We start from the raw sequence: 12418 nt of genomic DNA, 5'->3' as shown, positions 1-12418 counted from the left end.
ATATCGCCTGCCTGTAGTGAGCGTGGCTCCGCTGAGAATAGTGCCTTGTCATAGGGTCCATAGCGGCTCGGGTTACACGCGGCGGGTCAGGCCTTGATCGCTTCGACGAAGTAGCCGCGCGGCACGCCGGGCACGTCGGCGGGAACGACCGGATACCCCCATCGATTCCATCGGTTTCCCGGCTCGGCGGCATCGGTGACCGTGGCGGTCCAGCCCCGATCCTCGACGAGGGCAGCCGGGGTATCGCTGCCGAACGTCCACGGCGCCCCGAGCCGTTCCATGAACTCCAAGGTCGGCCGCAAGAACGGTGCGTGCAACAACGTCTTGCCGACGACGTCGTACAACAGCAGAGAACCCGGGGCCGACAGCGCGTCGACGCGCGCGAACAACCGGTCGACAGCCGATGCGTCCAGATACTGCAGCAGCCCCTCAATCAACCACACCGTTCTTGATGACGCCGTAAATGCCTGCGACTGAAGCACTTTCGGCCATTCTTCGGCCAGGTCGACGCCGACGGCGACGCGTCGGCAGCGGGGACGCTCGTCGCCAAGTCGTTCGCCCTTGACCGCGATGACGTGGGGTTGGTCAACTTCGTAAACAGTGGTGTCGCCATGCCACGGCAATCGAAAAGCGCGGGCGTCCATACCCGCGGCGAGGATGACCACCTGCGCCACACCGTCGGCCTGGGCGCGCAGCAGCGCCTCGTCGAAGAACCTGGTGCGAACGACGATCGGCGCCGACGGTTGCTCGGTGTTCGCCGCGGCCTCGACAAGCAACTCTCGGCCCTCTCCGCCGGCCAGCCGTTCGGCGAACGGATCGGTGAAAAGCGCGTCATCACGGATGGATTCCTCGGCGCGCATCGCCGCGACCAGCAATCCCGTGGCCGCTATCGCTCGTTTAGTGTTGTCCATACCCCGATCATCCGGATGCCTACGCCGGCAGTCTTGGATATTTGTGCCGCTCGACCGGGACATGACTGGGCAACACGATCCGCTGTTGGCGGTATTGCGTCGGCGTCATCCCGGTGAACGAACGGAATTCCCGAACAAAGTGCGGCTGGTCGAAATAGCCGACGTCGGCCGCAACACGAGCACCCCCCACCGCGCCCGTGCTGAGTAGCGTCAGCGCCATCTGGAAGCGGCGCACACGCGCATATGCCTTGGGAGACAAACCCACCTCGGCGCGAAACACCGCAATCAACTCTTTGGTGGACATGCCCACCAGATCGCGGATCTCGGCCATCGGGATGGAGGGGTTGTCTTCGATCGCGGCAATCGCCGCAGTCACGCCGGGATGTCGGTGCACTGACGACCACGGTCGCGACAAGAAGAATTCCTCGAGGATCTGAAAGCGGGTGGCTACCGCGGACGCGTCGATCAGTCGCTCGTGCAGCTCGCGCCCATCGCGTCCCCAGACCTGCTCGACGCCGACGTAGGTATTCTCCAGATCGCACAACGGTTTTCCGAGAAATGGGTACGCGCCGCCTGGTCGGAAATGAACCGCCATGACTGGCTCGTCAGCCGTAATGTCCGACACGTAGGGGACGGTGTGCGATCCGGTGATGAACGCTGGCGGAACGCTCAATCTCGTCTTGCCGTCGGCGGCGTAGACGTTCAGCCGCTGTCGATGTCCGACGTCGAAAATGATCGTCACCGCGCCACGCGGTACCGCTCGGCTCCGGTAGTCGGACCCACGGCGGCGCCAGTGTCCGATGAGTTCGACGTAATCGGCCAGCGGGGACATCGGTTGATACAAGCGGGGGCCGGCCATCGGCTGCCGCTCCACCGCTGAGTCCGGTCCCATCCGCACGACGATAGTGCAGCGCCCGAGGTGCGCCGCCGCGATGATCCAGATTAATGCTGGCCTGGGATCTCCGGCAGATCATCTCGAATGCCTTGCAGATCGCCTTGAATGGCTTGCAGATCAGAGAGCGCATTCTGGAATGCGTGCTGCGTCTCGTCCGCACCGGCAATCTCGTACTGAGGACAATAGGAAACGACGGCGCCGGCCGCGACGTTGGAGCTTTGACCGGCATCCCATATCGACGATCGCTGCACGAAGCGGACGGCCTCAGCGAAGTTGGGTTGGTGCGCGAGGAAATCGCAGACTGCGTGCGCCTGGGTCGTCACGTATTCGTGGCTGGGAACTGGCACGCCATCCCGCTTCAAGACGTCGATGAACGCCCTGTCGACGATGTCAACCGGCGAAGCGGGCGCCGGGGGCGCCGCCAGGTTGGGTAGTGCACCCGTCGGCGGGACTGCGGTCGGCTCCACGGGGTTGGGTCGAGCACCCGACGGCGGGACTTCGGTCGGCTCCGCCGCTGGGTGTGAGTTGTGGACCGCGAACATCACCACCAACGCGGCGACTGCGGCCACCAGAGACAGCGGCAACGCCGCGAGTCGGCCGAAACGGCGCAGTACACCCTTAGGTCCGGCAGGTCTGCTGTCGTCGGTTTTGCCGAAGTGCGACCAAGTGTCGGTGACACCCTGGACCTGAGACGCCTTGGTTTCGGACGCCTCCGGACGGTGCCCTAAGCGCTCGTCAAGAAGTTCGTCGATCTGACGAGTGGACAGCTGGCCGCCGTGCTCGCGGATCGAACGGCGCACAGCAGCCAGCCTCCGTAGCTCGGAGTCGATCGTCTCGCGATCACGCATAGATTTCAGTCTTACGGTGTCAGGGCGATGTCACAAGTGGCAGCACGACAAGAGCATTCACTTGCCCTTGAACCGCCGAATCGCGATCCATTGATTCGCCACCAACGCCACGCCCGCGATGAATAGGGCCATCGAAACCACAGCAGTGGCCACCAGACCCAGCAGTCCGTGCAGCGGCACGTTCACGAATAGCGACAGGACGAGCAGGGCCACGCCGAGGCCGAAGAGGTAATGGGCGCGAGTCATCCGTCAATCCTCACATGCTCGAGCACCGCCCGTGCGCCAGGCGTTCGTCGAGCAACTGACCCCTACGAGATCACGGACACCAGGGCGGGACTGGACAGAAATTGAGGCCCGGTGGCGGCGGAGGCGGCGCTGGTGGCGTATCTCCCTCAAAAATGTTCTGGGCGACATTGCCCTGCCCATGCTGGACGTACCAGTAGGTGTGGCAGACGCTGGTGTCCCAGACGACCGGGTTCACCCGAAGATTGCCCGTCTGCACCGGAGGATCCCCTGGACACCAGTGACATGGGCCTGCCGGGTGGTCCTCGGGGCAGCCGGGCCAGGATTGTGGCGCAGGACTGGGGTGCGCATCGGCGGTGCCTGCACCCACCACCCCCGCGACACCGCCCCACAACAACACGGCCGTTGCCAGGCCCACGACGAGTCGCTTCATAAACCTGGGATTGTCCTCTCCGGCAGCTCGGTGCGTATCCGGAGAATTCCCTAATTTCGACGTCCGCCGGCAACCCAACCGGTTCGGCGGCGCCGCTTAGGCAGCACGCTGCCGGATGGACCAGCGTCGGTGCGCCTGCCGGCAGCCGGCCGACAGCAGGGGGCCAGGCCCGTCGTACCGGGCACGAATCTCTGCCGCACCAATCAACGGCAGGTCGGCGGCGTAGGGGGTGACGACCACCGCGGGCAACTCGGCTGCGAGCGCCGCCCGCAGCCCACGTCCCGAGCCCGCAACTGCCAGTGCGGCCCGCGGCGTTATTCCCAACTCCCACAGCGCCAGTCGGTAGAGCTCGGCGTCAGATCCCGGCCCGGGGTCCATGTCCGGTAAGTCGTCGACGGTCACGATCGTCTCGACGAGTCCGTCGCCGATCAGTTGTCGCACCAGCGTTTCGACACACTGGCGGCGCCGAGTGCTCACCACGCCCACCCAGATGCCTGCGCAAAACAAGCTCATCACCAAGTCGACGAGACCGGATCGGGGCGTGGTATCACCGTCACTGTCGATGTCGGCCAGCGCGGAATCGGCGTCGAAAACCACCGCGCGAAGCACATCGGCGTCCGCCGAAGGTGCCCGATCCCACCAGTAGGTCCGGGCTGGACGAGTCTGCCCCGTGGCTCGCACGCCCACAGGTTGCCCCAAGCCCCGCGTCGCCAACCTCCCCCATTAGGGGGATTGGCATGGCCAACTTCGCCGCCGGTCTTGATTCGCCGCACAGATGCTGGCCTTAGGGTGTTGCCATGCCGGTGCGTCTTGTCCTGGTCGATGACCACGAGATGGTCATCGAGGGGCTCAAAGCGATGCTGGCGGCGTTCAAGGACCGGGTGCAGGTGGTTGGGCAGGCGGTGGGTGCCGACCGCGCGGTCGGCGTGGTCGACGACCTGCAACCCGACATCGTGTTGTGCGATGTGCGCATGCAGGGCTTCAGCGGATTAGACCTCTGCAAGGTGTTGCGAGAGCACGAGCCGGACCGCAAAGTCGTGATGTTGTCGGTTTACGACGACGAGCAGTACTTGTTCCAGGCGTTGCGGGTGGGCGCGAGCGGCTATCTGCTGAAAAGCATCAACAGCGACGAACTGGTGCGCCAGCTGGAGTTGGTGCACAGCGGGGAAACCGTGATCGACCCGGGGATGGCAGCCCGGGCGGCGGACACCGCGGCACGCATGCAGCGTGACGAATTCTGGCCGGGCGCCCGGCAGGGGTTGACCCAACGCGAAAGCGAAATCCTGTCCTACATGGTCAGCGGGTTGTCCAACCGCGGCATCGCCAACAAACTCGTCATCGGCGAGGAAACGGTCAAGAGTCACCTGCGATCGATCTACCGCAAGCTTGGGGTCAGCGACCGGACCGGCGCGGTGGCCACTGCACTGCGCGAAGGCATTTACCGATGACCGCGCGGCGACCGGCGGCGCCGGACAACGGCGCCCGCGGCTCGCATGCGGTACGCGATCTCGTCGACAGCGACCGCGAGTTGGCGCTGCTGCGCGAACTCATCCAGGCCGCCTCCAGCGGGCCCGGTGTGGAACCGCTGGCCGCCGCCGCAGCGCGGATGATCACCGCGGCTACCGCAACCGACGTCTGCTTCGTGCATGTGCTCGACGACACTGACCGCTCGCTGACCCTCGCCGGCGCCACACCGCCTTTCGACGGCCAGGTCGGAAAGATTCGGCTGCCGCTGGGGTCCGGCATTTCCGGCTGGGTGGCCAGGCACCGCAAACCCGTCGTCATCATCCACGACAAGGAAGCCGATCCACGCTACTTGCCGATCGAATCGCTGCGCGGACGCGATTTCACCTCGATGGTGTCCGTGCCGATGGAAACCGACCCAGGCGGACTCGTCGGTGTGCTCAACGTGCACACGGTCGCCCGCCGCGAGTTCACCGAGGGTGACGTTGAACTGTTGCGGGTCATCGGCCGGCTGATCGCTGGTGCCATGCACCAGGCCCGGTTGCACCGGCAGCTGGTGGTCAGGGAGCGGGCACACGAGCTGTTCGTCGAGCAGGTCATCGAGGCCCAAGAGATCGAACGGCGCCGGCTCGCCGGTGATATCCATGACGGTATTTCGCAGCGCCTCATCACGTTGTCGTACCGGCTCGACGCCGCCGCGCGAGCCGTCAGCGACGATCCGGCGGAAGCCTCCGAACAACTCGATGCGGCCCGAGAACTCGCCGGGTTGACGTTGCAGGAAGCGCGAGCAGCGATCGGCGGGCTGCGCCCACCGGTTCTCGATGATCTTGGCTTGGCCGGCGGGCTGGCCAGCCTGGCCCGGTCGATACCGCATCTCGACATGGAGCTCGAGCTCGCCGATGTCCGGCTGCCCGAGCACATTGAGATCGCGCTCTACCGCATCGCGCAGGAGGGCCTGCAGAACATCGTCAAACATGCCAATGCATCGGTGGCACGGCTGCGCTTTCGAGTGGACGACGACATCGCGCGGCTGGAAATCGTGGACAACGGAATAGGTTTCGACACTTTCGAGAATCCGCTCGGTGGCGACGAGATGGGCGGCTACGGTGTGCTATCGATGGCCGAGCGTGCCGAGCTGGTAGGCGGAACGTTGAACATCCGGTCGCGGCCCGGCGCCGGGACGGCGGTCACCGCGACGATTCCGGTGCCCTCGATCATGGAGTAGGCCGAGCGCTCAGAAGTCCCCGGAATTGTGCCGCAGGGTTTCGATGGACGACACCAGCGCCTGCGATTCGCCTTCCGACATCCCGATATCGCAGAACACCTGCTCGTTGAGCGTGACCGTGGCGTCCTCGACGGTCGAGCGGCCCAGCTCGGTGATCTGCACCAACGTGGTCCGCCCGTCAGTAGGGTGCGGAACGCGTTGCACCAGGCCGTTGGCTTCCAGCCGGCGGATGGCATGGGTGACGCTGGTGACGTGCACCTGCAGCCGGTCGGACGCCTTGGTGATCGGCAACGCGCCGCTGCGACTGAACGCCAGCAGACGCAGCAATTCGAACCGGGAAAAGCTGAGATCATAAGGGCGCAAAGCGATTTCGACGCGTGCCAGCAGAATCTGGTGAGCCCGCATCACCGACGTCACCGCGACCATCCCCGGCGCCACGTCACCCCATCCGGCCCGTTCCCAATTGGCCCGCGCGACGGCGATCGGATCGCGGTTGTCGGAGTTCGAGGCGGCCACGCCCCTTTTCTTACCGCACTTACGGCAACGATGCGGGCTACGGGCAGGTCACATCTATTTCGAAGGGCTTGCTGACGATGCCTGCCGTGACGTTGGTTTTGTCCACGCCGGTAGCGGTGCCGGTGAATTTGTAACCGTCGCCGTCTTGGGTGGCAGTCGCGCTCGCGCCGGGGCTGCCCTGCTGGTACGCCAGGGCGACGTTGTCGACGGTGCCCAGAGCGATTTGGTGGATGGTTGGCGGATTGGTGTCGGTGGCCTGCACGGCGACCGAGTTCGGCGAACCGGCACCGATGCCGATTTGCAGCTCACCGCCGGCTTTTTGACACGTAACGTTGCCACGCACGTTTTGGTCTTTGCCGTCGACGATGACCTTGGCGTGCCCGTTGGTGCTCACGCTCTGCCCGCCGGCGCTGATGTGGCCGGCACTGGAACAACCTGCCAGGGCTGTGGCCAACATCGCCGCACCTACCAGGGGGGTAAAGACTGATTCCTTCATCGCGTTGGCTCCTTTGCACTGAAACGCTGAGGTGAGATGCGCTCGGGGGCTCTGTCGGCGGTCAGTGGATCCTCATCATGTCCGGGTTCGGATTTGCTGTCGCAGCCCCCGAGCGCGTCCGAATAGTGTGTGCCGGTCCGAGGGCTCCCCACATCGGGAGAATTCCCTATTTTCGGGTGGGATTTGGTGACGGCGACCGTCGCTACCGGGTAACCGCGATAGTTTGCGCGGATCAACGGGCGTTCGGCAGCCCTCGCCGAGCGAGGGCTGCCGCTGTGCCGCCGAGATATGGTCTTTTGGCGCGCGGCCAGCACGGGTTGCGGTTACAGTAAGTGCCTACCATGTCCGGGGATTTGTTTGCTGTCGGTGCGCGGGGCTTTCGCACCGCGCGCTTGGTGGTGCGCGCCGGCATGACACCGCCCGGAATGGCACACACCTCCCCTCCGCTGCTCGACGGTAGCCGGCCGTGTCGCCGGTAGGACTGGGCAAAGGAACCGGCTCGACGCAGCGGTTGCTGGAGCGAGACGCGATGCTGGCCGAGTTGCGCGGGCTGGCGCGCCGCCTGACCGGTGGCCAGGGGCGGATGGTGTTGTTGCGCGGGGAGGCCGGCGCGGGCAAGACCGCCGTGATCGCGCGGTGGGCGGCGGGCCTGGATCCCTCGGTGCAGGTGTTGTGGGGCTGGTGTGATCCGTTGACTGCACCGCGCCCGTTGGGCCCGTTGGTCGATGCCTTGGCCGGGCTCGGCGACAGCCAGGCCGCGGGGCTGGCCGCGGCGGTGGCCGACGGCGACATCGCCGCGATGTACGCGCGACTGCTGGCGATGCTGGCGGATGGGCCGCGCCGGGCATGGGTGATCGAGGACGCTCATTGGGCCGACGGGGCGACCTTGGATTTGTTGCGGTTCGTGGCGAGGCGCATCGGGGGCTTGCCGGTGCTGCTGGTGGTGTCCTATCGCGACGACGAACTCGACCACCAGCACCCGTTGACGGTGGCGCTGGGAGATATCGCCACCTGCCCGGCGCTCACCCGCATCAATGTGCCGCCACTGAGCCGGGAGGCGGTGGCAGTGCTGGCTGCGGGCAGCGGGGTCAACGCCGACCGGTTGCATCAACTCAGCGGCGGGAACCCGTTTTTTGTCACCGAGGTGCTGGCCGCCGGGCCGCAAGGCCTCAACCAAGACGGCCTGCCACGCAGTATCGCCGAGGCGGTGTGTGGTCGGCTGGGCCGATTGTCGGGACCCGCGCGAGACACCGCGCACGCCGTCGCGGTGTGTGGCCCGCGGACCAGTGCGGCGTTGCTGCCGAAGGTCTGTTTTGCCGGCGACTCCGGGTTGACGGAATGCCTGGGCGCCGGGGTGCTGGTCAACGACGGCGACGCAATCGGGTTCCGCCACGAGTTGGCGCGACGAGCCGCGCTGGACCGTATCCCCGACCATCACCGCCGGCTGCTGCACAAACGGGCCTTGGCCGCGCTGGCTGAACCACCGATCGACCCGGACACGCTGGCGGCGCTCGCATTTCACGCCGAGCAGGCTGACGACGCCGACGCGGTGCTTCGATTTGGGCCCGAAGCGGCCGAGCGAGCCGCAACACTGGGCGCCCACGGAGAGGCCGCCGACCTATACGACTTGGCGTTGCGCCAGCGCGGCGCCTCGCCTGAACAACAGGCGCAGTGGTTGGAACGGCACGCGTTCGAGAGCTATCTGTGCGGCCGGGCGGCCGCCTCGGTGTCGTCGTGGCGCGAAGCTATCGACCTGCGCCACCAGCTTGGTCACCGGCTCGAGGAGGGCGACGACCTGCGCTGGCTGTCATACCTGCTGGAACCCCTCGGACAGACCTCCGAGGCTGTCGACGCCGAGCAGGCTTCACTCCGGCTGCTGCAAGACCTCGGCCCCACTCCGCAACTGGCCTGGTCACTGATCCATGTAGCCCACAACGCCGCCGTGCGTAGCTACGACGCGGCGTCCGCGGCCGAATACGCCCAGCGTGCATTGGATCTCGGCATCCAATTGGACGAACCGGCGGTAGTCATCCGAGCACGCGGCTATCAGGCGATGGCCCGCATCTTCCGTACCGGCACCGGCTGGGAGGATCTCGAGGGCATCTGGCGGGAAGCGATGCGCACCCCAGAGCTGATCGAACACGCGGCAGTACTGGGCGTTCTGGTCAGCACGGTCGCTGTCCTGCACGGCGAACTCGACCGTGCCCATGACTACGTGGCGCAGGCATCGGCCTTCTACCGGGACCACGACCTCGGCATGTTCGAGGGGTTGGTGGCCGGCGCGGACGCGCTCAGCAGCCTTTACCGCGGCGACTGGGACCGCGCCGCGGTGGTCGCCGAACAGATCCTGACCCGTCCCGAACTTCCTCCCCGGCACCGGAGCCTGCCTTTGGTGACCCTGGCACTGATCCGGGCACGCCGCGGCCAGCCATTCGGCGGTCTGCTCGACGAAGCCCTGGATGCCACCGAGGGCAACGTCTTTCGTCTGCTCGTTTGGGCGGCGCGCGCGGAGGCAGGGTGGTTGACCGGTGACGAGGCAGCCGCACGCTCGAGCGCAGAGCGCGGCCTGGCCGCACCCGAAATGGCCCCGAACCCATGGCTCGTGGGCAGCCTGCGGCGCTGGGCACAATTGTCCGGCGGCACGTCACACACCGCGGATGCCGCCGACGACACCCCTTACCGTCTGGAGATCGGCGGGGACATGCAAGCGGCCGCCACCGCGTGGGCCGAGCGCGGCTGTCCCTACGATGCGGCGATCGCGCAACTCCGCGGCGACGCCGCTGCGGTGGAGTCCGCCCTGGCCACCTTCCGGACACTGGGTGCGCGGGCCGCGGCCCGGCGCGCCCAACAACGCCTGGCAGCGCTGCGCCCGCCGAAGGACAACCGTCCCGACACACTGGCCGACCCCGACGGCCTCACCCGGCGCGAACGAGAGGTCCTGGAACTGCTTGCCCTTGGGCGCAGCGATGCCGACATTGCTGCGGCACTTCACATCAGCATCAAAACCGTGGGCACCCACGTCAGCTCGATACTGGCCAAACTCCGCGTGGACAACCGGACCCAGGCCGCCACCTACGCACTCAAACCCCGTACCATCACCGCAACCGAAGACCGCGCGTGAGGTATCACGAAGCGCACGTTCTATAGCGACTTTCCCATCGCGGACAGCACGGCTTGGGTGGACGCGCGGGAGCCGACGGTGATCCGCACGCCGCCGTCAGCGTAATGGCGAGCCATCAGCCCGGCTCCATCGAACACCTCGCGCATCGAACGCCCCCTCGGCGGTAGGTACACGAAGTTGGCGTGCCCGTCGGTGGTGTAGACACCCATCGCCCGCAGGCGTCGTCGCAGGTAGTCCCGCTCACCGGTGATTCGCAGAATGCGTTGTCGCAACTGGTCTTCGGCGTCGTAGGACGCCGCGACCGCGACCAAGCTGGTGATGCCCATGCCAAACGGCAATTGCATCTTCCACAGTATTCTGGCTAGCTCCGGCGATCCGAAACCGTACCCGATCCGCAGCCCGGCCAGCCCGTAGGCCTTAGAGAACGTCCGCAGCACAATGACATTCGGGAACTGCCGGACCAGGTCCGGTCCGTCGATGCGGTGCTGGGGGGCGACGAACTCGATGTAAGCCTCGTCGAGCAGCACGACGGTGTCAGCGGGTATCCGCCGCAGGAATCGTCGCACATCGGCGACAGGCTCCAGGGTGCCGGTTGGGTTGTGGGGTCGGCATAGTACGACCAACCTGGCGTCCGCCGCCGCCTCGGCCATTGCCTCCAGGTCGTGGTGGCCGCGCTCGTCGAGCGGAACAGTGACCGATGTCAGGCGAGCCATCTGAGCGAAAATCGGGTACCCGTCGAAAGTCGGCTCGCTGAACACAATCCGATCACCGGGGCGCGTCACCGCATGCAGGACCTGCATCACCACCCCGCTCGCACCCGCCCCCAGCACGACCTGCTCGTCGCAGACGCCGATGTGACCCGCAATGAGCGCTCGCAGTTGCTCGGGCAGGAATTCCGGATACCGGTTGGCGGCATCGATCGAGTGGATCAAGGCCGAGCGCACCGCAGGCAGCGGCGGGAACGGGTTTTCGTTGAGGGACAGCGCGAGTGGATCGGTCGCGTCCGGCAGCGTGTCGAGGATGTCCGCGGTGAAAGGGCTTGCCTGCAGCAGGGATGACATCAGCCTCGCCCGCCCCAGCGGACCGCCGCCGCACCGGCGAAGTCACCGGCGTGCGCGAACGCGGCCATCATGATCACGTCACCGGTCTTTACCTGACCGTCGGATATCGCGCGATCCAGGTTGACCGGGATGCCGGCTCCGAACAGGTTTCCGCAGTCGTCAAAGGTGTCGCGGTGACGTTCCTCGGGCACCTCGAGCGCTTCGCGCCAGTTACGCAAGAACACCCGGTTCGGCTGATTGGTCACGAGCAAATCAATGTCCTTGGAGGACAGCCCGGTTCGATCACAGACGGCGAGCGCCACTTCGGGGACCTGCCGATTGCCGCGAGCGAGCACCTTGCTGATCTTGGTTTCGGTGAACCCGATGGAGGCCTCACCGGGTCCCGCCTGCCACCACTTGCGGGGTGGGTCGATGGCGAGCGTCATGTCGCCGGCGTATTCGCCGTAGGTGCGGCACTCGATGTCGAGTATGGGCGACTCGTCCGACAGCGTGACCAAACCGACCGCGGCCCCGTCGCCGGGCACGGACGATTGCGCCTTGCGGCGCACCCCGGGCTGGTCGAAAACCTGGCCCGCCGCGTTCTGGGCGACCGCGATCAGCGCTGTGCGCCCTTCTCCGGACGCCAGCAGTTGACGAGCCACTTTAAGGCCCAGCACGAACGCCGCGCACCCGCCGTTGTGCAGATCCAGCACCCAGCCGGGACGCATGCCCAAGCGGTGCGCGATGCCGCCGCCCGCGCCGTAGAACGCCATGTCCGGCACCTGGGTGTGGGTGATCAGCACGTCGACGTTAGCGAGGACGTCCTGGCCGTGCCGTTCGATCAATCCGGCGGCGGCTCGCTCGATCATGTCGGTCGCGGTTTCGTCCGGCCCGACGTGATGGCGGAACTTGGGCGCGCGGAACATCAGGTTGGCCGCCAGGTCATCCGAGCCGGCGAACTGCGCGTAATAGTCCGCGCCGATCGGTTCGCCGGGCAGGTAGGTGGAAACGTCGGTCAGGCTGACGGTGGGTTGGTTCATGGCAGTACTCATCTCATCCAAGCCGGCGTGATCGGCAGGCCGTTGCGGTGGCGGTATTCGGCGATGGTCTTGAGGTTGTTCAGCTCCAGCCCATGGCCGGCACCGAACAAGTCCCAAAAGTCGCCGACCCAGCCCGTGCGCTGCGGCGGACCGGCCTCGGGATAAGGGTTGTGGTCGTAGAACGGG

At 66.2% G+C, this 12418-nt stretch carries 13 protein-coding genes and 1 pseudogene; 3 read left to right on the top strand and 11 right to left on the bottom strand.

Annotation, left to right across the window (positions count from 1 at the left end; genetic code table 11):
- Positions 1-86: 86 nt before the first annotated feature.
- The 6 genes from VNW74_RS18720 to VNW74_RS18695 form a co-directional block, all read right to left on the bottom strand.
- Entirely contained in the window at positions 87-911 is an 825-nt protein-coding gene (locus VNW74_RS18720; RefSeq protein WP_325679488.1) for an SAM-dependent methyltransferase, read from the bottom strand.
- A 19-nt stretch (positions 912-930) separates the two neighbouring features.
- Positions 931-1803 carry a helix-turn-helix transcriptional regulator gene (locus VNW74_RS18715; protein ID WP_325679486.1) on the bottom strand — a complete coding sequence of 291 codons (873 nt, stop codon included), beginning with the start codon at positions 1801-1803 and terminating at the stop codon, positions 931-933.
- A 50-nt stretch (positions 1804-1853) separates the two neighbouring features.
- A complete protein-coding gene (locus VNW74_RS18710; protein ID WP_325679484.1) occupies positions 1854-2654 on the bottom strand; it encodes a DUF732 domain-containing protein in 801 nt (266 codons plus the stop codon).
- Positions 2655-2711: 57 nt separating this feature from the next.
- Complete coding sequence (locus VNW74_RS18705; RefSeq protein WP_325679482.1) at positions 2712-2900, bottom strand: hypothetical protein; 189 nt, start codon at positions 2898-2900, stop codon at positions 2712-2714.
- 70 nt (positions 2901-2970) lie between these two features.
- Positions 2971-3330: a hypothetical protein gene (locus tag VNW74_RS18700; protein ID WP_325679480.1), complete on the bottom strand. Its 360-nt coding sequence runs from the start codon at positions 3328-3330 to the stop codon at positions 2971-2973.
- Between the two features lie 96 nt (positions 3331-3426).
- Complete coding sequence (locus VNW74_RS18695; RefSeq protein WP_325679478.1) at positions 3427-4011, bottom strand: HAD family hydrolase; 585 nt, start codon at positions 4009-4011, stop codon at positions 3427-3429.
- Positions 4012-4127: 116 nt separating this feature from the next.
- On the opposite strand from VNW74_RS18695, the gene VNW74_RS18690 reads away from it, so the two are divergent.
- Together VNW74_RS18690 and VNW74_RS18685 are read left to right on the top strand one after the other, a co-directional pair.
- Entirely contained in the window at positions 4128-4778 is a 651-nt protein-coding gene (locus VNW74_RS18690) for a response regulator transcription factor (RefSeq protein ID WP_325679476.1), read from the top strand.
- The gene (locus VNW74_RS18685; RefSeq protein ID WP_325679474.1) at positions 4775-6019 is read left to right on the top strand and encodes a GAF domain-containing sensor histidine kinase; all 1245 of its coding nucleotides are present in this window, start codon (positions 4775-4777) and stop codon (positions 6017-6019) included. The genes VNW74_RS18690 and VNW74_RS18685 overlap by 4 nt, the downstream gene beginning before the upstream one ends.
- A gap of 9 nt (positions 6020-6028) precedes the next feature.
- On the opposite strand, the gene VNW74_RS18680 is transcribed toward VNW74_RS18685, so the two are convergent.
- The gene (locus VNW74_RS18680) at positions 6029-6535 is read right to left on the bottom strand and encodes a MarR family transcriptional regulator (RefSeq protein WP_325679473.1); all 507 of its coding nucleotides are present in this window, start codon (positions 6533-6535) and stop codon (positions 6029-6031) included.
- Positions 6536-6572: 37 nt separating this feature from the next.
- A complete protein-coding gene (locus VNW74_RS18675; protein ID WP_325679471.1) occupies positions 6573-7031 on the bottom strand; it encodes a lipoprotein LpqH in 459 nt (152 codons plus the stop codon).
- A 466-nt stretch (positions 7032-7497) separates the two neighbouring features.
- Here VNW74_RS18675 and VNW74_RS18670 point away from each other — a divergent pair, with 466 nt between their 5' ends.
- Positions 7498-10152, top strand: a complete 2655-nt coding sequence (locus tag VNW74_RS18670) for a helix-turn-helix transcriptional regulator (RefSeq protein WP_325679469.1) — start codon at positions 7498-7500, stop codon at positions 10150-10152.
- Positions 10153-10172: 20 nt separating this feature from the next.
- On the opposite strand, the gene VNW74_RS18665 is transcribed toward VNW74_RS18670, so the two are convergent.
- From VNW74_RS18665 to VNW74_RS18655, 3 genes and pseudogenes are all read right to left on the bottom strand, one after another.
- The gene (locus tag VNW74_RS18665) at positions 10173-11213 is read right to left on the bottom strand and encodes a pyridoxal phosphate-dependent aminotransferase (protein WP_325679467.1); all 1041 of its coding nucleotides are present in this window, start codon (positions 11211-11213) and stop codon (positions 10173-10175) included.
- Positions 11213-12232, bottom strand: coding sequence for a ketoacyl-ACP synthase III family protein (locus VNW74_RS18660; RefSeq protein ID WP_325679465.1), 1020 nt, complete (start codon positions 12230-12232; stop codon positions 11213-11215). Before VNW74_RS18660 ends, VNW74_RS18665 begins: the two co-directional genes overlap by 1 nt.
- 8 nt (positions 12233-12240) lie before the next feature.
- Positions 12241-12418 (bottom strand): annotated as a pseudogene (locus VNW74_RS18655) (SRPBCC family protein); the annotation flags it as partial.

The organism is Mycobacterium sp. (assembly GCF_035570115.1).
GTDB lineage: Bacteria > Actinomycetota > Actinomycetes > Mycobacteriales > Mycobacteriaceae > Mycobacterium.
The sequence above is the reverse complement of the archived record's forward strand: the minus strand, read 5'-3'. Positions and strand labels throughout refer to the sequence as shown.

What these genes read in the sequence shown, in the direction of transcription:
- VNW74_RS18720 (WP_325679488.1), bottom strand. Translation starts at nt 911, where the DNA reads ATGGACAACACTAAACGAGCGATAGCGGCCACGGGATTGCTGGTCGCG.
- VNW74_RS18715 (WP_325679486.1), bottom strand. Translation starts at nt 1,803, where the DNA reads ATGGGACCGGACTCAGCGGTGGAGCGGCAGCCGATGGCCGGCCCCCGC.
- VNW74_RS18710 (WP_325679484.1), bottom strand. Translation starts at nt 2,654, where the DNA reads ATGCGTGATCGCGAGACGATCGACTCCGAGCTACGGAGGCTGGCTGCT.
- VNW74_RS18705 (WP_325679482.1), bottom strand. Translation starts at nt 2,900, where the DNA reads ATGACTCGCGCCCATTACCTCTTCGGCCTCGGCGTGGCCCTGCTCGTC.
- VNW74_RS18700 (WP_325679480.1), bottom strand. Translation starts at nt 3,330, where the DNA reads ATGAAGCGACTCGTCGTGGGCCTGGCAACGGCCGTGTTGTTGTGGGGC.
- VNW74_RS18690 (WP_325679476.1), top strand. Translation starts at nt 4,128, where the DNA reads ATGCCGGTGCGTCTTGTCCTGGTCGATGACCACGAGATGGTCATCGAG.
- VNW74_RS18685 (WP_325679474.1), top strand. Translation starts at nt 4,775, where the DNA reads ATGACCGCGCGGCGACCGGCGGCGCCGGACAACGGCGCCCGCGGCTCG.
- VNW74_RS18675 (WP_325679471.1), bottom strand. Translation starts at nt 7,031, where the DNA reads ATGAAGGAATCAGTCTTTACCCCCCTGGTAGGTGCGGCGATGTTGGCC.
- VNW74_RS18665 (WP_325679467.1), bottom strand. Translation starts at nt 11,213, where the DNA reads ATGTCATCCCTGCTGCAGGCAAGCCCTTTCACCGCGGACATCCTCGAC.
- VNW74_RS18660 (WP_325679465.1), bottom strand. Translation starts at nt 12,232, where the DNA reads ATGAACCAACCCACCGTCAGCCTGACCGACGTTTCCACCTACCTGCCC.